Consider the following 25,794-nt stretch of genomic DNA (forward strand, 5'->3'; position numbering starts at 1 on the left):
AGAGTGTTTCAGATAGTTTAGTTTAAGTCGTTAACATGCGGCATTCTTGCGACACGTGTAGAATCAATGAACGTGGATGATTACGTACACTTTGCTCATTTAGAGCATAACGAGGAATGATTTTGTCGGAATTTAAGCAAAAAGACGTTGAAATATTAGACACCGAACGGGTTTACGATGGTTTTTTTACCGTTGATGTTACTACCTTAAGACATCGATTATTTGCCGGAGGGTGGAGTGCGCCGCTGCGCCGAGAAATCATGGACCGAGGCAACGCCGTTGTTGTGATACCCTACGATCCGAAAACAGATAAAATAGTGCTGCTTGAGCAATTTAGAGCGGGCGCTATGGCCTCCGGCCCGACGCCGTGGTTACATGAGTTAGTGGCAGGGATGATTGAAAAAGGTGAAGCAATTGAGGATGTTGCTCATCGGGAACTAGAGGAAGAAGCCGGTTTGCGAGCAGAATCGATGCATTATGCGTTAAACTACCTTTCTAGCCCCGGCGGTATGACCGAGCGGATATATATTTATTTAGCCCGTGTAGATAGTACAACAGCCAGTGATTTTGGTGGTGTGAGTAGTGAAAATGAGGACATTAAAGTTCAAGTTTTAGATCGAAGGGCAGTGATGGATATGCTGGAACAAGGCATTATCGATAATGCAGCCACCGTAATTGGTATGCAGTGGCTTGGTTTACACCTTAATCGGTTTCGCGCTGAATGGGGTTTTGAGAGAATTGAATGAAAAAGCGTTACGTTCCTAATTTACAGGAAATCCATAGCTTAGCAGAACGCAATTACGCTGCTTTCGCGCGTTTGCTCGGTGCTACCAACGCGAAGGAGGCAGCTGCCGCGGAATCGGAAAAGCTCATTCAAGTTGGAGAAGCTCTAGCGTTCTCTGTTGTGCGCAAGGCGGAAGCGCGCTACACCACAGATTTGGTAATTACTCAAGTTGCGCCTGATGTCGCGGAGTATTTGCAAGCTCGGTTTTTAGTGCGCCTTTATCATGATGCAAAAATGGCTGAAATCATTGATTATCAGGGGCAAGAGCGGTTAACAGCGTTACATCCGGCTAATCTTCATCAAGTTCGCCACCAAAAAGACGAAAAGTTTCAGCTCAATCGCCACCTAGCTGAATGGCTACGCCTCTGTTTTCGGCAAGGCCATGTGCCTACGCAGTTTCAATTTGTTAATTAGGTATTTGGAAAATAGAGACGGGAGTTTTAACAAAACACCACACTTCTCGTACACAACAGTTTTACAAAGTAGGGCATTGACGTAGAACCGTTGATTAGGTTCAAAAGGTAATGCCCCGTAACATTGATAAAACCGAGTTTTGCCAATTCCGCCGCACTTTTGTTCCCCCCAGTTAGATATTTCTCGAGAATTCGTTAATCTAGCTTGCGTTTTTACGGGGATCATTTCAGGATAACGAAAAGAAGAAAAACATCGCAGGTAATGCTAGCTATGACAGATTATAAAGCGGATTCGATTGAGGTACTCAATGGCCTAGAGCCGGTGCAACGCCGGCCGGGAATGTACACTGATACCACTCGCCCGAATCATTTAGGCCAAGAAGTAATTGATAACAGCGTTGATGAAGCCCTTGCAGGGCATGCCCGCAGTATCGAAGTCATTCTGCATGCGGATCAATCATTGGAAGTGATTGACGATGGCCGTGGTATGCCAGTAGATATTCACCCCGAAGAAGGTATTCCCGGTGTTGAATTGATCATGACTAAGCTGCACGCTGGTGGTAAATTTTCCAACAAAAATTACCAGTTTTCCGGTGGCTTGCACGGTGTAGGTATCAGCGTGGTTAATGCCTTATCAACTCGTGTTGATGTGAGCGTGAAACGTGATGGCCAAGTGTATGAAATGGCATTTGAGAACGGCGATAAAGTATCTGATATAGAAGTTACCGGCACTGTAGGTAAACGTAATACGGGCACTCGCTTGCGGTTTTGGCCAGATGCAAAATACTTTGATTCTCCGAAATTCTCGGTAACGCGGCTTCGTTATCAACTGCGAGCGAAAGCGGTACTTTGCCCAGGGCTTACAATTACTTTCAAAGATCATGTGAATAACGAGAGTGTTACTTGGCTCTACGAAGGTGGTTTGCGTGATTATTTAGTTGAGGGCTTAAATGATTTACCGCGCCTGCCCGAGGAGCCCTTCACTGGCGAATTTAATGCTACGGAAGAAGCGGCGCAATGGGCGGTAACTTGGTTGCCAGAAGGTGGGGAAGGTATTGGTGAAAGTTATGTAAACCTTATTCCTACCGCTCAAGGTGGTACTCACGTGAATGGCTTGCGCCAAGGTATGCTCGAGGCGCTGCGAGAATTTTGTGAGTTTCGTAACCTGCTTCCGCGTGGAATTCGCTTAACCCCGGAAGATGTTTGGGAGCGTTGCAGTTACATTCTCTCGGTAAAAATGGATGATCCACAATTTTCCGGGCAAACCAAGGAGCGTTTGAGCTCGCGGCAAATGTCGGCGTTTGTGTCGGGGGTGGTGAAGGATGCTTTTAGCCTGTGGTTGAATGAACACACCGATTTGGCTGAACAGATTGCCGATTTGTGCATTTCTAGTGCGCAACGACGCATGAAAGCGGCAAAAAAAGTAATTCGGAAGCGCGTAACTCAAGGCCCTGCTTTACCAGGCAAATTAGCTGATTGCGCAAGCCAAGACCCGGATAGAAGCGAACTCTTTCTCGTTGAGGGGGATTCCGCCGGAGGCTCAGCTAAGCAAGCTCGGGATCGCCAGTTTCAAGCTGTTATGCCGCTGCGGGGAAAAATACTTAATACATGGGAAGTCGATCCTGATCAAATTCTAGGTTCGCAAGAAATTCATGATATTTCAGTGGCGCTGGGTGTTGATCCCGGAGCATTGGATTTAGCGTCTTTGCGCTACGGTAAATTATGTATCTTGGCCGATGCAGATTCCGATGGTTTACACATTGCAACCCTTCTTTGCGCGCTCTTTGTAAAACATTTCCGGCCACTTGTGGAAGCCGGCCATATCTTTGTAGCCATGCCACCGTTGTACCGCATTGATGTTGGCAAAGAAGTATTTTACGCCTTAGATGAGAGTGAGAAACAAGGCATTTTAGACCGCATCGAAGCAGAAAAGCGCAAGGGGAAAGTGAATGTTCAGCGCTTTAAAGGCTTGGGTGAAATGAATCCGTTGCAACTACGAGAAACTACAATGGATCCGAACACCAGAAGATTGGTTCAATTAACAGTTGATGATACCCAAGACACCGAAACTTTGATGGATATGTTGTTGGCGAAGAAACGTTCATCTGATCGCCGCGAATGGCTAGAAAGTAAGGGTAATTTGGTGGAGCTGATTTAAACAGCAACCCATTGAATCGATAAATAAGAAGAAAGAAAACGGGATAGTTCATGAGTGTACCTATCGAGAATATCGAGCAGCAACCCCTGCATAAGTTTACTGAAGATGCGTATTTAAATTATTCCATGTACGTGATCATGGATCGGGCGCTGCCTCATATTGGCGATGGCTTAAAGCCAGTGCAACGCCGCATCATTTATGCCATGTCGGAATTAGGCTTATCAGCCCTCGCGAAATATAAAAAATCAGCTCGCACCGTGGGTGATGTACTAGGTAAGTTTCACCCCCACGGTGATTCAGCCTGTTATGAAGCCATGGTATTGATGGCGCAGCCATTCTCCTATCGTTATCCATTAGTTGATGGCCAGGGTAACTGGGGTTCTGCAGATGATCCAAAATCGTTTGCGGCGATGCGTTACACAGAGGCTCGCTTATCCCGTTTTAGTGAGGTGTTGCTCAGTGAATTAGGGCAGGGCACCTCGGATTGGATACCTAACTTTGATGGCACCATGGAAGAGCCAAAAATTCTACCAGCGCGCCTTCCACATATTCTACTAAATGGTGTAACCGGTATTGCTGTAGGCATGGCCACCGATATTCCTCCACATAATGTTCGGGAAATTACGAACGCCTGTGCCATGCTTCTCGAAACGCCTAGTTCAACGCTGAGTGATGTATTGGCGCACGTAAAGGGGCCGGATTATCCAACTGATGCGGAAATTATTACGCCGGCTGAAGACATTGAAAAAATTTACGCCACTGGCCGTGGCAGTATTCGCATGCGTGCTCGATATACTATTGATGATGGCGAAATCATTATTGATGCGCTACCGCACCAAGCCTCGGGTAATCGTATCTTGGAGCAAATCGCGGCACAAATGCAGGCGAAAAAATTGCCTATGGTATCGGATTTACGAGATGAATCGGACCATGAAAACCCTACCCGTTTAGTAATTGTGCCACGTTCAAATCGAGTTGATACTGAGCAGTTGATGGCGCATTTATTCGCGACAACCGATCTGGAAAAAAGCTATCGGGTGAATTTGAATATGCTAGGCCTAGATGGCCGCCCGCAAGTGAAGCCATTATTGAGTATTCTCAAAGAATGGATTCAATATCGCTTACAAACAGTTACACGGCGGTTGCAATATCGCCTAGATAAGGTTGAGCGGCGGCTGCATATTCTTGATGGCTTGTTAATCGCTTATTTAAATCTCGATGAAGTTATTGAGATTATTCGCCAAGAAGATGAGCCAAAACGTGAGCTTATCAAGCGTTTTAACTTAACCGAAGTGCAAGCTGAAGCCATTCTCGATTTAAAATTACGCCACTTAGCGAAGCTAGAAGAAATGAAGCTGCGTGGCGAGCAAGATGAATTATCCAAAGAGCGCGATGCATTAAACCTCGTGTTAAATTCCGAGCGCCGTTTGAAAACAATGGTGCGTAAAGAGCTCATCGCCGATGCGGAAAAATACGGGGATGATCGCCGTTCGCCATTGATCGAGCGAAAAGAAGCCCGAGCACTCTCGGATCGTGATTTAACGCCATCAGAACCGGTTACTGTGGTGCTATCACAAAAAGGCTGGGTGCGCTGTGCTAAAGGCCATGATGTTGAGGGAGAAAGCTTAAGCTATAAGGCCGGAGATGCGTTTTTAGCGCAAGCCTCGGGGCGGAGTAATCAGCCGGTTGTATTTATTGATAGTTCTGGCCGTAGCTTTAGCTGCGAAGCGCACACCTTACCTTCTGCCAGAACTCACGGAGAACCTCTCACTGGCCGCTTTAGTTTAGTATCGGGTGAGAGCGTTGCTCAGGTATTGATGAGTAAAGAAGAGCAGCTGTGGCTGATGGCTTCAGATGCGGGTTATGGCTTTATTACCAAATTTAGCGATATGCAGAGCCGGGTTAAAAATGGTAAAGCATTGATTAGTTTGCCAAGTTCGGCGAAAGTGTTACCACCTCAACGGGTGAATGATTTTGAGCAAGATTTACTGGTTGCGGTATCGAATGAAGGCCGATTATTGGTATTCCCAGTGAAAGATTTACCGCAATTGGGCAAGGGTAAAGGTAACAAGATTTTAAGTATTCCGGGCAGCCGAGCCAAATTGCGCGAGGAATATGTGCAAGTAGTGGCGGTAATGCCACCTAACAGCTCCCTTACGGTGATAGCGGGTAAACGGAAGCTACAGCTGAAAGCGGCTGATATTGAACATTATCGGGGGGAGCGTGGCCGCCGAGGTAATAAATTACCACGTGGTTTACAACGGGTTGATGCGCTTTTGGTAGAGAATAATTCTGTGGAACAGCAACAGAATCATCAAGGTAGCGTGGCCGACGATAGCGCAAGTTAAGTTTTACATACAGTTGTACGCTCAAAGGCCTTGCTGGTTTTACCAGCGAGGCCTTATTTTTTTGAGAAAATCACTTGCTGGCAGGTTATACTATGCGCACATTTTCAATTTGAGTGAACAGATGTTAGCTGTAATTCGTATTTTTATCCTCGGCGTTTTTGTTGTTGTGGCCGGTGTTTTGGGTTCTTTATTTTGCTTGTTACGCCCCTTTCATCGCAACAACACGGCCCTTGCGGCTCACGTTTTCGGAAGTATGCATCGAGTTTTGGGGGTTAAATTAGAAATAAGAGTTCCTGACACCGTTAAAAGTGGCGGGCCTTTTGTCTATGTAGCCAACCATCAAAATAGTTGGGATATTTTTACCATGAGCGCCTCATTGCTGCCGGGAACGGTAACCATTGGTAAAAAAAGTTTGAAGTGGATACCTTTTTTTGGCCAGTTATATTGGTTGGCAGGAAATATTTTAATTGACCGTAAGAATAGCTCTCGGGCGCACGGCACTATTGGTACTGCGGTATCGGCAATTAAAAAGAATGCATTATCGATTTGGATGTTTCCAGAGGGAACACGAAGCTATGGCCGGGGGCTGTTGCCTTTTAAAACGGGTGCCTTTCATACTGCGGTACAAGCGCAAGTGCCGGTTGTTCCGGTATGTATGAGCTCCACCCATGAAAAGATAAAGCTGAACCGTTGGAATAATGGTAAAATTATTATTGAAATGGCAACGCCGGTAAATACCGATACTTATACCCGAGAGAATGTACGCCCGTTAATTGCTAAGGTTTATGAGCAAATGCTTGAGAAGATAGCGGTGCTGGACGAGGAAGCGAGCCAAAGCTCGGTTTAACTCTACACGCACCAGTAGCATTTTCGCGAGATACTTGCTGGTACCAAAGCTGAAGGAGAGTAATGCGCATGAACGATTTAGAAACCCTGTTAGCACAAAGTGATGAAACTGTTGATGCCATTCTGGAAGCGGGTTTAAGTGCTGAAGATGAAATTGACATTGAGCATCATTTGGTGAGCAGTGATTTTAGCCGCTTAGAGAAGGCTGCTGTTGAGCTCGTTAAGCTTGGCTATCACGTAGACGAAGCGGAAGAATTTGAGCTAGATGATGGAAAGCCTTGTTTTTACTTCGCGGCGGTTGTTGAATGCGCTCTGGATAAAGCCTTATTGGCCGCTCAAACGAAAGAAATCGCGAAGGTAGCTGATGCCGCTGGCGTTGAATATGATGGTTGGGGCACTTACCTTGGTGATGACGACGAAGGTGAGCTAGATGATGAAGAGCTTGAAGAAGTAGATTGGGATGACTACGACGATTCTGATCTGGATGATTAAGAATTTCGCGAAACCATTCTTCAGGTTATTTGCAAGTTAAAATAAAAAACCGATTCCCTTAGAGAATCGGTTTTTTCGTTATAGTTGTCCAGCAGGAATATTAAAGCGAAGCAATACGCTGGCGTTGTTGCTGTAACTGTTTCACCAACTCTTCCGCTTCAGCTTGTTTCTCACGCTCTTTAGCAATAACTTCTGCCGGAGCGTTACTAACAAACTTCTCATTCGATAGTTTGCCCGCCACGCGCAGTAACTCTTTTTCCGCTTTTTCAATGGCTTTATCGAGCCGAGCTAATTCCGCTGCGGTATCAATTAAACCGGCCATTGGGATATGAATTTCCATGCGGCCAACCAACGCCGTAGCGCTCGCTGGTGTTTCCTCATCACTGGCTACAAATTGCAAGGATTCAAGTTTGGCTAGGGCACTTAAGAAACTCGCGTTTTCATTTAAACGGCGAGTTGCGGTGGCATCAGCATTCACAATTAGCACCGGCAATGCTTTGCTCGGTGATAAATCCATTTCACCGCGAATATTTCGTATCGCAACAATTACCTGTTTTAGCCACTCCATATCGGCTTGAGCTTCGGCAAATTGCACCGGTTGCACCTGCGGGTATGCCTGCAGCATGATGGTTTTGCCCTGAGTTCCGGCGACTTGAGTTCCGGCTACTTCAGTTCCCGCTAAAGGCGCAACTCGTTGCCAAATCTCTTCGGTGATAAATGGCAATAGAGGGTGCAGCAAACGCAACAGCTGCTCAAGAACCGCCACTAGCGTGTGTCGCGTAGCCCGTTGCTGAGCATCAGTGCCATTTAACAATACAGGCTTGGTAAGCTCCAAATACCAATCGCAGAATTGATTCCAAGTAAACTCGTAAGCAATTGCTGCGGCTTGATCGAATCGATAGGTATCCAAGGCCTGGCGGAATTGTTTAGTTGTATCGTTGAAGCGTTCAATAATCCATTGATCCGCCAATGAGAGTTGCATATCGCCACCCTGTAACCCACAATCTTGCTCTTCTGTGTTCATCAACACGTAACGGCTAGCATTCCAAAGCTTATTACAGAAGTTACGATAACCTTCCAGGCGTTTCATATCCCAATTGATATCGCGCCCGGTAGATGCCAAAGCTGCTAACGTAAAGCGCAGAGCGTCGGTGCCGTGTGCGGTTATCCCTTCCGGAAACTCTTTTTTTGTACGCTTGGCAATTTGCGTTGCAAGCTTTTCTTGCATCAAGTTACTTGTTCGCTTCTCAAGCAAAGAATCAAGGCTGATACCATCTATCATGTCCAAAGGATCGATTACATTCCCCTTTGATTTCGACATTTTATCGCCCTGTTCATCGCGAATGAGGCCAGTAACATAAACAGTTTTGAATGGCACTTGCGGTTTGCCATTTTCATCTTTTAGGAAATGCATGGTCATCATGATCATGCGAGCTACCCAAAAGAAGATAATATCGAAACCGGTAACTAATACATTGGTAGGGTGAAAGGTTTTGAGAGCTTCGGTATCTTCCGGCCAACCTAAGGTTGAGAAGGTCCATAACGCTGAAGAAAACCAGGTATCTAAAACATCGTTATCTTGCTCTAATACGCGATCGCCCAATCCATGTTTTTCACGAACCTCAGTTTCACTGCGGCCCACATATACATTGCCATCGGCATCGTACCAAGCAGGAATGCGGTGGCCCCACCAAAGTTGGCGTGAAATACACCAATCTTGAATATCCCGCATCCAGCTAAAATACATGTTTTCATATTGCTTGGGTACAAACTCGATTTCACCGTTTTCTACGGCTTTTGTTGCGGTTTCGGCAAGTGGCGCAACACGAACATACCATTGATCGGTAAGGAATGGTTCGATTACAACTCCTGAGCGGTCACCGTAAGGCACTTTGTTATCGTGCTCAGCAACTTTCTCGAGGAGCCCGAGGGCATCCATGGCAGCAACAACGGCTTTGCGCGCGGCGAAACGTTCAAGACCTGCAAATTCCGTAGGTAACTGGGTATCTACATCATCACGGGGCAGGCCTTTAATATTGAATACTTCAGCTTCTGCAAGTAAATGTGCTGAATCGCTTAAGATATTAATTAAAGGCAGGTTATGGCGTTTACCAATTTCATAATCATTAAAATCATGAGCAGGCGTTATTTTAACGCAGCCTGAACCGAACTCTTGATCTACATAATCGTCCGCGATAATAGGAATGCGGCGGCCGGTTAATGGCAATTCAATAAACTTACCCACCAATGCTTGGTAACGATCATCTTCTGGATGTACGGCAACACAGGCATCACCGAGCATGGTTTCTGGCCGGGTTGTTGCTACAATCAGATGATCTTTACCATCAGCGGTTTTCACACCATCGGCTAGTGGGTATCGCAAATGCCAAAGCTTGCCTTTGGTATCTTTGTTCTCAACTTCTAAATCAGAAATCGCTGTTTTTAATTTCGGATCCCAGTTTACCAAACGCTTACCGCGGTAAATAAGGTTATCCTCATGAAGGCGAACAAACACTTCCTGCACAGCCTTCGATAAACCTTCATCCATAGTGAAACGCTCACGATCCCAATCTACTGAATCGCCTAAACGCCGCATTTGCCGGGTAATGGTGCCACCTGATTCCGCTTTCCAATCCCAAACTTTATCAATAAACGCTTCACGGCCAAGGCTATGGCGATCGATATTTTCAGCGGCTAATTTACGCTCCACTACCATTTGCGTGGCGATACCCGCGTGGTCGGATCCCACTTGCCATAGTGTATTGTACCCATCCATCCGTTTGTAGCGGGTAAGGGTATCCATTAACGTATGTTGAAAAGCATGCCCCATGTGCAAGCTACCGGTAACATTTGGCGGAGGAATCATAATGCAATAGGATTCGCCTTGCCCTGAAGGCCGGAAGTAGCCTGCCTGTTCCCAGTTTTCGTACAGGCGTTGCTCGATATTCTGTGGGGAGTAGGTTTTATCCATGGTATCCTTCAATTATTCCGGAGCAGGTAGAGTAGCCAGTTGCATACCTAACTGCCGATAATGACGATAGCGCTCACGCGCAAGCTCCTTGCCGTTTTCATCGGCCGGAACGAAATCAATAATTTCTTGAATTTGGCGAGTTAATTCGGGCACTTGTTGGCGCAAATTAAACACCACATTTCGTTGTTTGCTCAATTCAGCTGCTGGTTGATCCCAACCTAATAGCACGGGTGTGCCAGCTAAGGGGCCTTCACCTATCAAGTTGTGCGGAATGAAACGTTCCGCTGGAATTTGCCAAAGTAATTCATCAATGGCTTCAGCCTGAGTTTGATCTTGATTGAAAACCACAATGCGGCGGCGCTGATTAAATTGCTGCGCAATTAACTGGCATGCCGCTGTTAGCAAAGCGGCAGGAGCCGCATTACTAACAACGTAAAAGGTTACCCTAGCCACTATTTACTCGCTCTGAGCAGCGCCGGAGCGCGCTAATAAGAACTGAGTTAGCATAGGCACAGGCCGCCCTGTGGCGCCCTTATCTTTGCCGCCTTTCCAAGCAGTTCCAGCGATATCCAGATGCGCCCAATGGTATTTCTTAGTGAAGCGGGATAAGAAACACGCGGCGGTAATAGTTCCAGCAGGCCGGCCACCTAAGTTTGTCATGTCTGCGAACGGGCTATCGAGCATATCTTGGTACTCATCCCACAACGGCAGTTGCCATGCTCTATCACCGCTTTGTTTGGAAACGCCGAGCAATTCATGAGCAAGCGGATTGTGGTTACTCATCATGCCGGTAGCATGGGCTCCTAACGCGATTACACAAGCGCCCGTTAAAGTAGCGATGTCCACAACGGTTTCTGGATTAAAGCGTTCTACATAGGTAAGGGCATCACAGAGAACTAAACGACCTTCGGCATCGGTATTCAATACCTCTACAGTTTGGCCCGACATCGTTTTAATGATATCGCCTGGCCGATAAGCTCGGCCATCAGGCATATTTTCACAGCCTGCCAAAACGCCAATCACGTTGATAGGCAACTGCAATTCAGCCAACGCTTGCATCGTACCGAGCACACCTGCGGCACCGCCCATATCGTATTTCATTTCATCCATAGCTTCCGAAGGCTTGATGGATATACCACCGGAGTCAAAGGTTAAGCCCTTGCCCACGAGTACAATAGGGGCGCGGTCATCGTTGGCACCTTGATATCGCATTAACGTCATTACCGCTGGGTTATCGGAACCACGGCTCACAGCGAGGTAAGCATTCATACCCAACTCGGCCATATCGGTTTCGGTAACACGCTCAACATTTAAGTTGCTATAGTTCTCTGCTACTGCTTCAGCTTGTTCTGCTAGCCAAATCGGCGTGCAAATGTTCGGTGGCATGTTAGCTGCATCGCGGCAAAGTTTTACCCCTTTAGCAACAGCTAAGCCATGGCTCACTGCACGTTCGCCCACAGGCAGCTCACGCCGCGATGGCACGTTAAAAATCAGTTTACGTAGAGGCCGGCGAGGCTCTTCGCGATGTGTTTTGAGCTGATCGAACACATATAGGCTGCTTTGTGCGGCTTCAATAGCGTGGCGCACTTTCCAATAGGTATCCCGGCCTTTCACGTGCAATTCACTCAAAAAGCATACGGCTTCCATGGCACCTGTTTCATTTAGAGTTGCGATTGTTTTACTGATAATTTGCCGATATTGGCGCTCATCGAGCTCACGTTCTTTACCACAACCAACTAGGAGTATGCGTTCACTTAAAAGATTGGGCACGTTATGCAACAGCAATACTTGCCCCGGCTTTCCTTCGATATCGCCCCGGCGCAGAATATTGCTGAGGTAGCCATCACTGATTTTATCAATTTGCTCGGCCGCAGGAGATAAACGGCGCGGCTCAAAAACACCTACTACAATGCATGCAGAACGCTGTTTTTCTGGGCTACCGCTTTTTACGCTGAATTCCATAGGTACTCCCGTTTCTGGTTTATTGATGCCGATCATGGCATTATGAGCGTTAATCTAAGGCACAGAGCCAAAACTCAGGTTTTTACTCACAGTTTTGTGCTCGCTAGCAAATATCGAAATTTGTTCCGAAAAAAAGAAGCAAATTCGATAATATGGCCTTAGAATCGCAGATTAAAGTTGTTAAAACACAAAGTTTACTGAAATCTTCAGTGATTTCCAGTAAAAAGCGAAGTTAAGGGTTGGGCCTGTGCTCATATTTCGTTACATCATTCGTGAAACATTCAAAGCACAAATGGCTATTTTTGTGGTTTTGCTAACCATTTTTGTAAGCCAACAATTCGTTCAGATTCTCACGGAAGCATCGGAAGGGCAAATCCCTGCTCAACTGATTATGTTAGTTTTAGGGTTACAGTTGCCAAGTTTGGCTTCATTGCTGCTTCCTATAAGCCTTTTCCTTGGTGTTTTGATGGCCCAAGGCCGGCTATATGCCGATCATGAAATGGCGGTATTTCATGCCTGTGGCGTAAGTGAGTGGTATATCACTCGTGTTTCTCTAGTTTTTGCTGGTGTGTTAGCGCTGGTTACCGCTTTGCTCACTTTGTGGCTGAGCCCTTGGGCACTTGCCCAAGAGCAATCAATTGCAGATAGATTGCGAGCCGAAGCTGGTGTTTCCGTTCTACAAGCGGGCCGTTTTCAGCAAGCGGCACAGCAGCGTGCGGTAATTTTCATTGAAAGCCAATCTGAAAACGGCGAATTATCTGAAGTATTCGTAGCGCAGTTGCCCGCACGTGGGGAAACTGCCGCGGAGGATGTGCGTGCTAGTGTGGTTATGGCTGCAAGGGGGCGGGTGGAAACGCTAGCGAACGGCGCTCAGCAAATGGTGCTTGATGAAGGAAGGCGTTATTCGCAATCACTGGTGAACCTTGATCACCAAGTAATGGAATTCGATCAATACCAAATTCAAATTCGAGAGCAGGAAGTGGCTAGCACAGGCCAGCGCGAGGAGGCCATTCCTACTCGCGAGCTATTAGGTGATTCCAGCCCCGCGGCCGCAGCCGAGTTGCAGTGGCGTATCGCAATTCCATTGGCGATGCCATTACTTATTTTAATTGCTGTGCCCTTGAGCCGAGTGAACCCACGGCAAGGTAAATTCGCCCGAATGGGGCCAGCACTCCTCATTTATCTAGGATACTTTATGGTGTTAATGGCCACTAAACGCGCTTTAGCCGATGGCTCTTTACCCATAGAACTCGGCTTGTGGTGGATTCACATTAGCTTGGGGATTATTGGGATTTCCTTGTTGCTCAAAGAACGCCCTTCTGGATATCGAGTGCGTGCCGCGATTAAGGGGCGCAGATAATGTTTAGTATTCTTGATAAGTATATCGGCAAAACCGTTTTATTTACTTCTCTCATGAGCCTTTTGGTACTCACAGGCTTGAGTAGTTTAATTCGATTTGTAGAGCAAATACGCGCTATTGGCCGCGGCACTTACGAAATGTCGGATGTACTCGTTTTTGTGCTCTTGAGTATTCCTCGTGATGTGGAAGTGTTTTTTCCAATGGCTGCTCTATTAGGCGGCTTAATCGGTATGGGCCTGTTGGCAAGTAGCAGCGAATTAACGGTTATGATGGGGGCAGGGCTATCGCGATTAAACATTATAGGGTCGGTTATGAAATCGGCAGTGATTATGATGTTTGCTGTTTTAGCCATAGGTGAGTGGGTTGCTCCAACTACCGAAGCGAATGCGCGCCAATTGCGTGCGCAGGCCGTATCTGGCGGTAGTTTAATCTCGGGGGAACAGGGTATTTGGGCAAAAGATGGTGAGCGATTTATTCACATTGGTGAAGTTTTAGATACTGGAACGCTAGAAAATGTAACCATTTATGAGTTCAATGACCGCGAACTTGAGAAAGTTGTGCATGGTGGGCGAGCCACCTATGTGGGGCCTGATTGGTTTGTGAATGATGCCCAATATACCGAGGTTAGCGCCGAGCGTGTAGTGAATTATCAACTGGCGAGCTGGTCGTGGCGTTCCACACTCACGCCCGATAAATTAGGCGCGGTAACGGTGCGGCCAGAATCACTATCCATTAGTGGTTTGAATGATTATGTGAATTACTTAAAATCGAATCGGCAAGATGCTAGCCGGTATGAACTCGCATTTTGGCGCAAAGTGGTAGTGCCCTTTACGGTAGCGGTAATGTTGTTAGTAGCCTTATCTTTTGTATTTGGGCCATTACGTTCAACCACCATGGGCGCTAGGGTATTACTGGGTGTTATTACTGGGTTTACTTTCCATGTGTTTAATGAAATCTTTGCCCCAGTATCCCAAGTTTATAATTTACCACCTTTGCTAGGTGCTTTATTGCCGGGGATGTTATTTGCCTCCGTGGCCTTGTATATTTTGAGTCGCGACCGAATCTAATTATTTCCAATTGATAAATTGATTCGCTTCTTTGCTAAGTACGACAACCTCGCACTTGGCCAAACGGTCTTGCAAGGCTAATTTTTCTTTACCAAACAGCACCCAAAGATTACCAAACCCAAATAGAGCAGTGAGCGCGCGAATCAATGCCTGTTTTTTTGTAATGCGCGAATTATCTGTGTTGCGGACCCGCAAGCGCCAAGTTCGCATGCCTAAAGTTTGCCCGCCACGCACCCAAAAACCCACATAAAACCACAAGAGAACGGCAATCAAATAGATAGTAGTAATCGGGTTGCCTTGCAACAGCGCCGCGTGGTCTTCTCCTTCGGCAAGGGTAACAACGCCGGTTTTCGTGAGTAACCCGAGCAAAGCCAAGAGCATGGCAAAGGCAAACATGATTACAGCGGCAACAACCAGCGAATCGTAAACAATGGCTAGCACTCTGCGGCCGAGGCCAGCTCGCGATACCGGGACATATTCCACATTTTCATCAGTGTCTTTTGGGCTTACTGGCGTAGCCGAGGAGGGGTTTTTAGCCATTTTTGTATAAATCCTGTTCGAACGGTAGCAAGATCATATCATGAAGTATTCTTTTTTATCATACATGCTTGCAAGAAGCGCCGGCACGGGTATAATGCGCTGCGTCTGATTAATTCAGATACAGCCTCCTAAGATATGCCCGGGTGGCGAAATTGGTAGACGCAGCGGATTCAAAATCCGCCGCCAGAAATGGTGTGCCGGTTCGAGTCCGGCCCCGGGCACCACTTAAAGTTATACTATCTGTGCAAGTTAAATCAGAAAAATCTGTTAATCCCAGCTTCCCCTGCAAGTCAACTTCGAAAAACCTGTTTAACTTAGGTAACCTGTTTAACTTAGAGAACCTGTTTAACTCAGAAAACCTGTTAACGCCAGCTTCACGGGCTTCAGCGCTTAATTAATTTTCCTCACGGGCGTGTAACCGGATTCGACGATACGAGGCCGATGCCGATGAATTGCTATTATCGCAATCTGTCATGATGGCGATGGCATTAATCATATCTGGCGCTTGGCCATGAAAACTCTCGAAGTCGGCTTGCAGATCGCGAGTTTCAGTTTGCCATTGATTACTGCCCGCTTCGCCGTAACCCATGGCTATCATGTGCGCTTGTGTCGCAAATGGATTCGACCAGTTTGTACCGATTTCGCTTTGTTGGCTCCAAACATAGTTCAACGCGCGAGTTCGCCAACGCAAGATTGAGTGTTCGCGCACTACATAGATCCGCGCAGCAAAATCATCACCACTTTTTTCGCGCTCGTTACCTACTTGTGGGAATTCGTTTACTCGCCATTCCCAGCTCAGCATGGGTGTTTTAGTGAGATCAATTTCTTCGCGATAAAACATTCCGGAGGCTTGGCCATCCTCACAGCTTGCGAGAATGTATGATTTTGATTCTTCACTGTTCTCAGTTGCTGCAACAAGCTGATAATCGGTAGAGCCTACAAATGAATGGGCTTCCCAATCAATCATGTTTTCGGCTTTCCAATCGGTGCCTGGGCCGGTGCTCGGTTCGGTGCTTGGGGCGGCGTTTGGGCCGGTGCTAGGATCGGCGCTCGGTTCGGTGCTTGGGCCGGCGCTCGGATTAATCATAGTTGCCGAGGCTGTATTCGTAAGGCCAAGACCAAGAAAGAATAGACTAACGCCGAGAAGGCTAATGGGGAGTAAACCCATTTTCAGGGGGGTGAAACAATGGGCGAGCGGCAGCCTACGAAAGGAATAAGCGTTACGCATATATTGCTCCTTTATTACTTGTCGATTCGAAAATGCAACGCGCCCAATGATACACACCAAAGGTACAGCCTCTAAGCTTATGTCTTATTCACTTTTCGTAACCAGCCGTGACGATCTTCGCGTTTACCCCATTGAATTTCGTTTAATGTTTTTCGAAGTTTCAATGTTGTTGGCCCAGGCTCACCATTACCAATGTGATGTTCTTTACCTTCATGGATAAGTGTACCTACTGGTGCTAGAACTGCTGCTGTGCCGGATAATGCCGCTTCGCAACCGGGCTTTCCGGCGCGTTCCAATAACTCTTCTACGCTCAGGGTACGTTCTTGCACATCCATACCGAAATCACGGGCTATGGTAAGAATGGAATCACGGGTAACGCCATGCAGAAACGATGAATCAAGTGCTTTAGTAATAATTTCGTTACCATCAATTAAGATAAAGTTAGCTGCGCCGGTTTCTTGTACATCGCCTTGTGGGCAAAAGAGTACTTGGTCGGCTTGATATTGCTCTTTTGCCCGCAAAATCGGCCCCATCGCACTGGCGTAGTTGCCGCCACTTTTAACCATACCCATGTGTGCGGCACAGCGCATGGCGTCTTCTTCGATTAACAACCGAAGTGCTACATCACCGCCAGAAAAGTAAGCACCCACTTGCGAGAAAAGAACGTAAAGCATTGAGCTATTAGAGGGCGAGGCGGCTTTGCCAATCGCGGCTTCGGTACCAATATGCGTGGGCCGGATATACATTGAACTAGGCGGAGCAGGAATATCATCGAGCACCTCCGCCAAGCCAGATAGAATCATTTTTTCTAGTAGCTCAGCGGGGAAATTGGGTAAATGCAGTAAGCTGCTACTTTGTTGCATGCGCGCAATGTTTCTATCCATGCGAAAAACATAGACAGAACCATCGTCATGTTTAAACGCCTTTAAGCCCTCGAAACATGTGCTGGCATAATGCAACACATGAGCGCCAGGGTGTAGTGATACACTATCACTACTCACCAACTTAGGTTTACTCCATGCGTTCTCTGCGAAAGTGGTATGCACCATGTTTGGCATGAACTGAGTACCGAATGCGGCCATTAGTTGTCCCTTCTCTATTACTAAAAATATGCCCGACCATACACTAAGTTTCTCTACGGCTGAACACCGAATATTGTTTTTAAATTCTAAAAAAATTCTCTTTATTCAGTTTTCGCCTTGAATTATCAGCAATTTCACCTAAGGTTTATTGGGTAACAAAATTTAGTATCTCATTTATTTACTTATCGGATTTCAATGTTAGAAGACGAGGAAGTAATGAAAATAGAACTAAGCGAACCCAAGCCTGAAGATGGGCTTGCGGTGAACCAGCTCGTTGCAGAAAACCCTCCTTTAGATCCAAACTCACTTTACTGCAATCTTTTGCAAACTACCCATTTTGCAAAAACTGGGATTGCTGCATGGCACGAAAATAGATTGGTAGGTTTTGTTTCCGGTTATATAAAACCGGAACAACCCGATACCTATTTTTTGTGGCAAGTTGTTGTGGGTGAAGCAGCTCGTGGGCAAGGATTAGCCAAACGCATGATCCAAGCTATTTTTGAGCGCACCACCCTTGCCAACGTAAAGTGGCTTGAAACCACAATTACCCCCGACAACCAAGCTTCACAGCGGTTGTTTCTATCATTGGCCCAAGCTTGGGAGGCAGAGGTGAATACTTCTGTTCTGTTTGACAAGCAAAAGCATTTTGGTGGCCAACATAACAGCGAAGAGCTCTATCGTATTGGGCCAATCGCTCTCTAATCTTTTTAATATCTATTTTTATGCTACTTATTTTATGGAGTATCAGATGAATATTTTTGAAGAGCTAGAATCGGAAGTTCGTTCATATTCACGCTCATTTCCAACTGTATTTACCAGCGCAAAAAATGCGCGTTTACATAGCCGAGATGGCAACTCTTACATTGATTTTCTGGCGGGCGCCGGAACGCTCAATTATGGCCACAACAATGATCATTTTAAGCAACCTCTTATTGATTACATTGAAAGCGATGGAATAACTCACGGTTTAGATATGTATACCGAGGCCAAAGAAGGTTTTCTCAATGCTTTAAACGAAATCATTTTAAAACCGAGAGACCTCGACTATAAGGTGCAATTTACCGGGCCTACAGGTACCAACGCAGTAGAAGTGGCTTTAAAAATAGCCCGTAAACACAAAGGCCGCACCGGTATTGTATCCTTCACCAATGGGTATCATGGCTGCACCTTAGGCTCACAAGCGGTAACGGGTAATAAAGGCCAGCGGGCAGGCGCGGTGGTGTCGCTAGGCGATGTTACGCGCATTCCTTACGATGATTACGGTGATCAAAGTGAAGATTTCATGGGTTTGAAGCTGCTGGATCAAATGTTGAGTGACCCAGGCAGTGGCGTGGAAGTGCCGGCTGGCGTAATTGCAGAAACAGTGCAAGGTGAAGGTGGCCTGAATGCGGCACGGATAGAGTGGTTAAAAGAATTAGAGGCGTTGTGCCGCAAGCACGATATGTTGTTAATTATCGATGATATTCAAGCCGGTTGCGGCCGCACGGGTAGTTTCTTTAGTTTCGAACCGGCCGGAATCAAACCTGACATTGTTACCTTATCGAAATCTCTGAGTGGTTATGGCTTGCCGTTCGCTATTACCTTGCTGCGTCCGGATTTAGATGATTGGCAGCCGGCTGAACACAACGGCACTTTCCGTGGTAATAATTTGGCCTTCATTACCGCCCGTGTAGCTTTAGAAAAGTACTGGCAAGATGATGAATTAATGCGGGATGTAAAACAAAAAGGTGAATTCATTGGCCAACGCTTTAACGATATGGCAAAGCGCTTTTCTGGTGAACTGAAAGTTAAGGGCCGTGGCATGATGCGCGGTATTGAAGTTGAGAGCGGCGAAATTGCTGGGCAAATTTGCAAAGAAGCCTTTAGTAATGGTTTAGCGGTAGAAACCAGTGGCTCTTGGGGGCAGGTTGTAAAGTGCTTGTGTCCACTCACGATACCGATGGCGGATTTAAAAGAAGGTTTAGATATTTTAGAAAAAGCCTTCGCGAAAGTGTTGCCAGAGGCGAACGCACAAGCGAGCTGAGTTAATAGGCGAGTTAAAGCACTCTAAGTGACGAATTGATTTTATAAATTAGCTTCCTTTTTTGGTACCTTTAGTTGGGAAATTCTGATTACCCTAAGGCTTTATGAATTCCCTGCGAGAAAGAATTAGATAGAGGATTTGCAAAGAGGAATTGAGGAGAAAAATAAATGATTGTAAGAACACTTGAAGAATGCCGTAATTCGAATCGCAAAGTAGATGGCGAAACATGGAACAGTGTGCGGATGTCGTTAAAAGACGACAACATGGGCTACTCTTTTCATATCACTACTATTTATGCGAATACGGAAACGCCAATTCACTATAAGAATCATCTAGAAACAGTTTACTGCATTTCTGGTGAGGGCTCTATTCTCGATAAAGCTACGGGTATTGAACATCCTATTCACCCCGGCACGGTATATATGCTCAACAATAATGATGATCACATATTAAAAGCAAAATCAGAGTTGCAAATGGCGTGTGTTTTTAATCCACCTTTAAACGGCAAAGAAACTCACGGGCCAGACGGTGCTTACCCCTTAGAAGCTGAGGCGGTAAACGATTAACGGGAGCTGACGAACGCTGACCTAACCATCACTCTGTAGTTTCAACACAGAATTGGAGGATACGGTATGCAAGCCCATACAGTAGAAAAGATAGGTGGTACATCGATGAGCGATTATGCCGCTGTGCGCGATAATATTATTGGTGTGCAGCGTTCGCATGATGAGCTCTATAACCGAGTGTTTGTAGTTTCTGCATACTCAGGCATGACCAACTTGCTATTAGAGAATCAAAGCACGAATAAGCCCGGGGTGTACGCGCTATTTGCGAATGATGACTCGGATTGGGAATGGAATGAAAGATTAAGTGATGTAGCACGTGCCATGCATGAACATAATGAGAAGTTGTTCGAGCAAGAACATTTACGCAAGCAAGCTGATCAGCTAGTGACGGAGCGAGTGGAAGGGATTCGTACTTGCTTGTTAGATTTGCAGCGTGTTTGTTCCTATGGCCATTTTCAGATTGATGAGTATCTCTCAACAGTTCGAGAGATGTTAGCTGGCTTAGGCGAGGCAAACAGTGCCTTTAATACAGTACTGCTTCTACAAGCCGAGGGTGTAAATGCTCGCTTTGTCGATCTCACCGGTTGGCGTGAAGCTGAAAATATGTCACTCAACGAGAAAATCGAAACGGTTTTAGGAAAGTATGATTTCAGTAAGGAAATGCTTATCGTCACCGGCTATGCCCAGTGTAAAGAGGCTTTGTTGAGTACTTTCGGCCGTGGCTATAGTGAAATTACTTTTAGTAAAATTGCTGAGCTTACTGGTGCGAGAGAAGCGGTGATTCACAAGGAATACCACCTATCCTCTGCGGATCCTAAAGTAGTTGGTGCGGAAGCAGTGCAGCCCATAGGGCGCACCAACTATGATGTGGCTGATCAATTATCGCTGATTGGTATGGAAGCGATTCATCCGAAATCGGCACGAGGGTTGAGGCAGAAAGATATTCCGCTGCGGGTAAAGAATACCTTTCAACCTGATCATGATGGCACGCTTATTACCAATGATTACAAGAGTGAGAGCCCTTGTGTAGAAATTGTGGCGGGTAAGCGTCGAATATTTGCGCTCGATATTTTCGATCAAGATATGGCCGGTGAACAAACTCACTTTCTAAATATTCAACAGTTGGTAGCTGATTGTGATGTACCTTTATTAGCCCGAGAGCACAATGCCAACACGGTTACATTGTACATTCCAAGTGGTTTAGATGCCGTGAACCGGCTCAAGAAATATCTGAAGAAGCACTACCCCGAGGCAGATATTACGAGCCGCAAGGTGGCTATTATTTCGGTTATTGGTAGTGATATGAATGTACCGGGTATTCTAGCGGATGTGAGCAACTCACTGGCCGATAGCGAAATTATAATATTAGCCATGCAACAAGGGATGCGGCAAGTAGATATTCGTGTAGTGGTGAATGACGAGGACTATGAACCGGCTCTTTGCGCATTGCATCAACGGTTCTTTGGCGTCAACGATAACGCTAAGCGAGCGGCTGAACTCGCTTAGCGTTTTTCAGTTTATAAAGTTGATTATTGAGTTATTCACCGAGGCCGTCATTTACGGCCTCGATCCATTGATTAATCCGCTGCTCAAGGATGGGTAAGGGTAAAGAACCACCGCCTAATACAGTATCGTGAAAGGCTCGGATATCGAAGCGGTCACCAAGCTCAGCTTCTGCTTGGGCACGTAATTCTTGGATTCTCAGCATACCTATTTTATAAGCCGTAGCTTGCCCTGGCATTACTAAATAGCGTTGCACTTCTGCCCGCACAGAGCCCTCCGTAATGGGCGTGTTTTCAAGGAAGTAGGCTACAGCTTCATCTTCATTCCAACCGAGTGCAAGCATGCCGGTATCGACAACCAAACGCACCGCGCGCCAAATTTCCGCAGTTAAGCGGCAAAAATCAGAATAATCATCCCGATGTATTCGGGTATAGGAATTGTTCGTCGGCACGAACAAAATCAAAAAATTCCTGAAGGCTACCGGTAAAACCAACGCGCTCTTGAATAGCGCGCATTTCTTCTTGAATCCGTGCTACCTCATCGATGCCGATGCGATGAATTTCTTCGGCACTAAAGTCGTTCAGGCGGTCGTACTGGTCTTTTCGGCCAAGCATGGTTAATTGCATGGGCGGCAGTTCAGGCAGCATCAAGGCAGCTATTGCAAAGGCGAAATATCGCTATTATCTAAAAAGTCAACACAGTGATATACTGGTAAGCAAAGTTATACTGAAACTTAAAGCGCTATTTCGAAGAAAAAAACGACCTCGAATAGGTGCTATCAAGAGCTGTACTCAATTTAAGAGTTATCAGTGATACAACATTAAAAAGAAGAGAACATATTATTAGCAAAATGAATGAAAACACCCCAGAGCAACCACAACATGATGTTGAAATTCCTTCTCGGGATGAAATGTTAGAAGTGGTTAAAAATGCGCTTAAGCCGGTAGCCTACCAGGATATGTTAAGCCATTTTAAATTAACCGATGAGCGGCAGCACATTGGGGTGAAAAGGCGGCTGCGGGCAATGGAACGCGATGGCCAACTCGTATATACCCGCAACGATTCTTATGGTTTACCTGAGCGCATGGATTTGCAGAAAGGCGAAGTTATTGGGCATCGTGATGGTTTTGGCTTTGTGCGTTTAGATGAAGGTGGGCCAGATTTGTTTCTACCATTTCATCAGATGCAAACCGTGATGCACGGTGACCGGGTGTTAGTTAAAGCTGGCACTGCTGATGCGAAAGGGCGCAAAGAAGGTAGGATAGTAAGAACACTAAACGACGAAGTTCGGCAAATTGTTGGTCGTTATTTCTTTGAAAATGGTATTGCGCTTGTGGTGCCCGATGATACGCGGGTTAGCCAAGATTTAATTATTCAGCCAGAGCACACTAATGGTGCTCGGCATGGTCAGATTGTGGTTGCGGAGATTATTTCTCGGCCAAGCCGACGTTCATCGCCCCTAGCGAAAATAGTAGAAATTATCGGCGACCACATGGCGCCTGGTATGGAGATCGAAGTGGCGATTCGCGAGCACAATATTCCTCACGAATGGCCAGCAGCGGTAGAGCAAGAGGCAAAATCAATTCCAGCAGAAGTGCCGGATGCCGATAAAAAAGGCCGGGTTGATCTGCGCCGCTTACCGCTGGTAACTATTGATGGTGAAGATGCACGCGATTTTGATGACGCTGTGTTCTGCCAACCGGATGACAAAGGTTATCGCTTGTGGGTAGCTATTGCTGATGTTAGCCATTACGTAAGGCCGGGTAACGGGCTCGATCGTGAAGCGCTGAGCCGAGGTAACTCGGTGTATTTCCCAAATCATGTAATACCAATGTTGCCAGAAGCACTTTCGAATGGTTTGTGCTCGCTGAATCCGCAAGTTGATAGATTATGCATGGTGGCCGAAATGGTAATCGGCCCGCGTGGAAAATTACTAGAATCGAGTTTCTATCCGGCCTTGATGAACTCTCACGCGCGCCTCACTTATACAAAAGTAGCTGCTATTTTAGACGGTGATAAGGAGCTTCGTAGCGAATATCACGCCGTAGTTCCGCATATTGAAAATCTTCAAAAATTATACAAGGTTTTGCGTGCCAGCAGAGAGCGCCGTGGGGCGATTGATTTTGACACAGTAGAAACTCGATTTATTTTCAATGCTGAACGAAAGATTGAACGGATAGAGCCAGTTCATCGCAATCAAGCTCACATGTTGATTGAAGAATGTATGATCATGGCGAATGTGGCTACGGCCAACTTTGTAGAAAAGAACAAAGGTGCGGCGCTATTTCGCGTGCATGATTTACCCGATGAAGATCGCTTAATGGCATTTCGCATGGTACTCGGGGAAATGGGCCTCACGATGCCGATGCGCGATGAGCCTGCGCCTGCTGATTTTGGTGAGGTGCTCAAGCAAGTGGCTGAGCGGCCAGATAAAGAACTAATTCAAACCATGTTACTGCGCTCTTTACAGCAAGCCATATACACCGTAGAAAACCGCGGCCATTTCGGCTTAGCATTGAAAGCATATGCGCATTTTACCTCACCTATTCGCCGCTACCCCGATTTGGTGTTACACCGAGAAATTAAACGTATTCTGGCCAAGAAACACCCCGGAATGCCGGGTTTAGAGGGGGCCCATCACTATGAACCGAAGCAGTTAGCAGAACTAGGCCCTCATTGCTCGCAAACAGAACGACGTGCCGATGAAGCTACTCGTCAGGTTGATGAGTGGTTGAAATGTGAATTCATGCAAGATCATGTAGGTGATGAATTCGAGGGGGTTATTTCGGCAGTAACTAATTTTGGTTTGTTTGTGCGCTTAAGCGATTACATGATTGATGGCTTGGTGCATATCTCGAACTTGAAGAGTGAGTATTACCATTTTGATGCTGAGCGCCACCTTTTGATCGGTGAATCGAGTGGCAGTGTTTATCGCTTGGGTGACAAAGCGCGTGTGAAAGTAGCCGCTGTGAATTTGGATGAGCGGAAAATTGATTTCGAGTTGCTGCACGTAGAGCAAACCTCGGATGCGTTGGCGCCGAAACGTCGTGTTAAGCAAAAGCATTCAGAAAAACGCGGGCCCGGAGGCGGTGCAAATAAAAACCGAGGCCGTGGAAAACCCAAAGCTAGAGGCACGAGTAGTAGTAAAAAGCCTGCTGGTAAAGCCAGTGGGAAGCCCAAATCTGGAAAGAAATCTGCAACTAGGAAGAAACGTTCGCGATGAGTAAAAGTGAAAGTGTATTTGGTATCCATTCGGTAAGTGCTTTGTTACAACATGCGCCCGAGCGAGCATTAGAATTATTTGTCCAAAAAGATCGCGATGATCCGGCAATTCAAGAGATTGTGAAAGCGGCTCGTCAGGCTGGGGTTCGGCCGCAGTTTTGCCAACGTAAAACCCTTGATGATCGGGTACAGGAAGGCACTCATCAAGGGGTGTTGCTGATTGTAACGCCGGGTCGAGTGTATCAAGAAAATGATTTGCCAGAGCTGGCGCAAAAAGCCGGGCAAAAAGCTTTGTTTCTAGTGCTCGACCAAGTAACTGATCCGCACAACTTAGGTGCATGTTTACGCACCGCTGATGCGGCCGCGGTGACTGCAGTAATTGTGCCCAAAGATAGAGCCGCAAGCTTGAATGCTACGGTGCGTAAAGTAGCAAGCGGCGCGGCGGAAATTGTGCCTTTAGTTACAGCTACGAACTTGGCTCGGGCGATTCGTATTTTAAAAGATGAAGGCGTTTGGGTTACCGGTACCGCGGGCGAAGCCACGGCAACCTTATATGAAAACAAGTTTATCGGCCCTGTAGCCTTAGTGATGGGTGCTGAAGGCGCTGGGATGCGCAGGCTCACGCGTGAATTGTGTGATGATTTAATCGCCATTCCACTTGCAGGAACCGTGAGTAGCTTGAATGTGTCAGTTGCGGCTGGTGTATGTTTGTTCGAAGTTGTACGGCAACGAAACGCCGCGAAATAAGGCTTTAGCTGTGTTGAAGAAAATCTTACCTTTGCTGTTGATCGGTGTAGCTGTGTTGCTGTTCGCGGTGATGTCTTGGTTCGGTTCCACAAACCTATCTGAAGGGCAGTTTCGCCCACCAATTGGGTTGGAAATGGAATATACCGAGAGTGATCGGATGCAAAAGCGCATCGCTGATGACATCCTGTATCGCATGAAAACTCACCACGAGTACCGTTTAGCAACCACTCAAAGCGATGAAGCCATCACAACGGTAGTGATAAATATCCAACGCATTGATAACGACAACATTAAGATAATCGCTTCTGTTGGTGGTCAACCCATTGTGGTGGAAGGCCCAGCGGAGGTTGCCTTAAGCCTCTCAGGAAAAGTGTTTACACTGGTAAATAACGCATTATCAGGCCTTGTTATCGCTGGTTAGTTCGCGTACAATTCGCCGGCTTGAATCAGCCCAACTAACTATTTAAAGTTAATTTCAAGTT

Annotated in this window: 23 protein-coding genes and 1 tRNA gene; 16 read left to right on the forward strand and 8 right to left on the reverse strand. The window is 46.4% G+C overall.

Annotation, left to right across the window (positions count from 1 at the left end; all coding sequences use genetic code 11):
- Positions 1 to 116: 116 nt before the first annotated feature.
- The 6 genes from CWE08_RS08760 (at position 117) to rraB (ending at position 7,041) form a co-directional block, all read left to right on the forward strand.
- On the forward strand, positions 117 to 746 hold the full coding sequence (locus CWE08_RS08760; protein WP_126767590.1) for an NUDIX domain-containing protein: 630 nt from the start codon (positions 117 to 119) through the stop codon (positions 744 to 746).
- A complete protein-coding gene (locus tag CWE08_RS08765) occupies positions 743 to 1,198 on the forward strand; it encodes a DUF1249 domain-containing protein (RefSeq protein WP_126767592.1) in 456 nt (151 codons plus the stop codon). The genes CWE08_RS08760 and CWE08_RS08765 overlap by 4 nt, the downstream gene beginning before the upstream one ends.
- A gap of 270 nt (positions 1,199 to 1,468) precedes the next feature.
- Complete coding sequence (parE, locus tag CWE08_RS08770) at positions 1,469 to 3,355, forward strand: DNA topoisomerase IV subunit B (protein ID WP_126767594.1); 1,887 nt, start codon at positions 1,469 to 1,471, stop codon at positions 3,353 to 3,355.
- Between the two features lie 50 nt (positions 3,356 to 3,405).
- Positions 3,406 to 5,703, forward strand: coding sequence for a DNA topoisomerase IV subunit A (gene parC / locus CWE08_RS08775; RefSeq protein WP_126767595.1), 2,298 nt, complete (start codon positions 3,406 to 3,408; stop codon positions 5,701 to 5,703).
- A gap of 121 nt (positions 5,704 to 5,824) precedes the next feature.
- The gene (locus CWE08_RS08780) at positions 5,825 to 6,550 is read left to right on the forward strand and encodes a 1-acylglycerol-3-phosphate O-acyltransferase (RefSeq protein ID WP_126767597.1); all 726 of its coding nucleotides are present in this window, start codon (positions 5,825 to 5,827) and stop codon (positions 6,548 to 6,550) included.
- A 68-nt stretch (positions 6,551 to 6,618) separates the two neighbouring features.
- Positions 6,619 to 7,041 carry a ribonuclease E inhibitor RraB gene (rraB, locus tag CWE08_RS08785; protein ID WP_126767598.1) on the forward strand — a complete coding sequence of 141 codons (423 nt, stop codon included), beginning with the start codon at positions 6,619 to 6,621 and terminating at the stop codon, positions 7,039 to 7,041.
- 100 nt (positions 7,042 to 7,141) lie between these two features.
- Here rraB and CWE08_RS08790 read toward each other — a convergent pair whose 3' ends face one another.
- The 3 genes from CWE08_RS08790 to pepA are packed head-to-tail and all read right to left on the reverse strand — an operon-like array spanning position 7,142 to position 11,974.
- On the reverse strand, positions 7,142 to 10,012 hold the full coding sequence (locus CWE08_RS08790; protein ID WP_126767600.1) for a valine--tRNA ligase: 2,871 nt from the start codon (positions 10,010 to 10,012) through the stop codon (positions 7,142 to 7,144).
- A gap of 12 nt (positions 10,013 to 10,024) precedes the next feature.
- On the reverse strand, positions 10,025 to 10,465 hold the full coding sequence (locus CWE08_RS08795) for a DNA polymerase III subunit chi (protein WP_126767601.1): 441 nt from the start codon (positions 10,463 to 10,465) through the stop codon (positions 10,025 to 10,027).
- Positions 10,466 to 10,468: 3 nt separating this feature from the next.
- Entirely contained in the window at positions 10,469 to 11,974 is a 1,506-nt protein-coding gene (gene pepA, locus CWE08_RS08800; RefSeq protein WP_126767603.1) for a leucyl aminopeptidase, read from the reverse strand.
- Positions 11,975 to 12,221: 247 nt separating this feature from the next.
- Here pepA and lptF point away from each other — a divergent pair, with 247 nt between their 5' ends.
- Both lptF and lptG read left to right on the forward strand, forming a co-directional pair.
- Positions 12,222 to 13,334: an LPS export ABC transporter permease LptF gene (gene lptF / locus CWE08_RS08805; RefSeq protein WP_126767607.1), complete on the forward strand. Its 1,113-nt coding sequence runs from the start codon at positions 12,222 to 12,224 to the stop codon at positions 13,332 to 13,334.
- Entirely contained in the window at positions 13,334 to 14,401 is a 1,068-nt protein-coding gene (gene lptG / locus CWE08_RS08810; RefSeq protein ID WP_126767609.1) for an LPS export ABC transporter permease LptG, read from the forward strand. The genes lptF and lptG overlap by 1 nt, the downstream gene beginning before the upstream one ends.
- Here the strand turns inward: lptG and CWE08_RS08815 are convergent, their stop codons facing one another.
- Entirely contained in the window at positions 14,402 to 14,941 is a 540-nt protein-coding gene (locus tag CWE08_RS08815) for an RDD family protein (protein WP_126767610.1), read from the reverse strand.
- Between the two features lie 137 nt (positions 14,942 to 15,078).
- Between CWE08_RS08815 and CWE08_RS08820 the strand changes: the two genes are divergently transcribed.
- Positions 15,079 to 15,165, forward strand: a tRNA-Leu gene (locus tag CWE08_RS08820).
- Positions 15,166 to 15,335: 170 nt separating this feature from the next.
- On the opposite strand, the gene CWE08_RS08825 is transcribed toward CWE08_RS08820, so the two are convergent.
- Complete coding sequence (locus tag CWE08_RS08825; RefSeq protein ID WP_126767612.1) at positions 15,336 to 16,169, reverse strand: DUF3047 domain-containing protein; 834 nt, start codon at positions 16,167 to 16,169, stop codon at positions 15,336 to 15,338.
- Positions 16,170 to 16,246: 77 nt separating this feature from the next.
- Positions 16,247 to 17,251 carry a branched-chain amino acid aminotransferase gene (locus CWE08_RS08830; protein ID WP_126767613.1) on the reverse strand — a complete coding sequence of 335 codons (1,005 nt, stop codon included), beginning with the start codon at positions 17,249 to 17,251 and terminating at the stop codon, positions 16,247 to 16,249.
- Positions 17,252 to 17,446: 195 nt separating this feature from the next.
- On the opposite strand from CWE08_RS08830, the gene ectA reads away from it, so the two are divergent.
- The 4 genes from ectA to CWE08_RS08850 all read left to right on the forward strand — a co-directional run bounded on the left by ectA (position 17,447) and on the right by CWE08_RS08850 (position 21,346).
- Positions 17,447 to 17,953 carry a diaminobutyrate acetyltransferase gene (gene ectA / locus CWE08_RS08835; protein WP_126767615.1) on the forward strand — a complete coding sequence of 169 codons (507 nt, stop codon included), beginning with the start codon at positions 17,447 to 17,449 and terminating at the stop codon, positions 17,951 to 17,953.
- A gap of 46 nt (positions 17,954 to 17,999) precedes the next feature.
- A complete protein-coding gene (gene ectB, locus CWE08_RS08840; protein ID WP_126767616.1) occupies positions 18,000 to 19,274 on the forward strand; it encodes a diaminobutyrate--2-oxoglutarate transaminase in 1,275 nt (424 codons plus the stop codon).
- A gap of 167 nt (positions 19,275 to 19,441) precedes the next feature.
- Positions 19,442 to 19,840, forward strand: a complete 399-nt coding sequence (locus CWE08_RS08845; RefSeq protein WP_126767618.1) for an ectoine synthase — start codon at positions 19,442 to 19,444, stop codon at positions 19,838 to 19,840.
- Positions 19,841 to 19,906: 66 nt separating this feature from the next.
- Positions 19,907 to 21,346, forward strand: coding sequence for an aspartate kinase (locus tag CWE08_RS08850; RefSeq protein WP_126767620.1), 1,440 nt, complete (start codon positions 19,907 to 19,909; stop codon positions 21,344 to 21,346).
- Between the two features lie 31 nt (positions 21,347 to 21,377).
- Here CWE08_RS08850 and CWE08_RS08855 read toward each other — a convergent pair whose 3' ends face one another.
- Positions 21,378 to 21,794: a DUF885 family protein gene (locus CWE08_RS08855; RefSeq protein WP_241973872.1), complete on the reverse strand. Its 417-nt coding sequence runs from the start codon at positions 21,792 to 21,794 to the stop codon at positions 21,378 to 21,380.
- Entirely contained in the window at positions 21,754 to 21,990 is a 237-nt protein-coding gene (locus CWE08_RS12320; RefSeq protein WP_241973873.1) for a DUF885 family protein, read from the reverse strand. The genes CWE08_RS08855 and CWE08_RS12320 overlap by 41 nt, the downstream gene beginning before the upstream one ends.
- Before the next feature lie 203 nt (positions 21,991 to 22,193).
- Here CWE08_RS12320 and rnr point away from each other — a divergent pair, with 203 nt between their 5' ends.
- From rnr to CWE08_RS08870, 3 genes are read left to right on the forward strand one after another with little or no spacing between them, the layout of a single operon-like run.
- A complete protein-coding gene (rnr, locus tag CWE08_RS08860) occupies positions 22,194 to 24,566 on the forward strand; it encodes a ribonuclease R (RefSeq protein WP_126767621.1) in 2,373 nt (790 codons plus the stop codon).
- Positions 24,563 to 25,312, forward strand: a complete 750-nt coding sequence (gene rlmB / locus CWE08_RS08865) for a 23S rRNA (guanosine(2251)-2'-O)-methyltransferase RlmB (RefSeq protein WP_126767623.1) — start codon at positions 24,563 to 24,565, stop codon at positions 25,310 to 25,312. The genes rnr and rlmB overlap by 4 nt, the downstream gene beginning before the upstream one ends.
- A 10-nt stretch (positions 25,313 to 25,322) precedes the next feature.
- The gene (locus CWE08_RS08870; RefSeq protein ID WP_126767624.1) at positions 25,323 to 25,733 is read left to right on the forward strand and encodes a hypothetical protein; all 411 of its coding nucleotides are present in this window, start codon (positions 25,323 to 25,325) and stop codon (positions 25,731 to 25,733) included.
- Positions 25,734 to 25,794 lie beyond the last annotated feature (61 nt).

Origin of the sequence: Aliidiomarina iranensis (assembly GCF_003987135.1) — a bacterium.
GTDB classification, from domain to species: Bacteria; Pseudomonadota; Gammaproteobacteria; order Enterobacterales; family Alteromonadaceae; genus Aliidiomarina; species Aliidiomarina iranensis.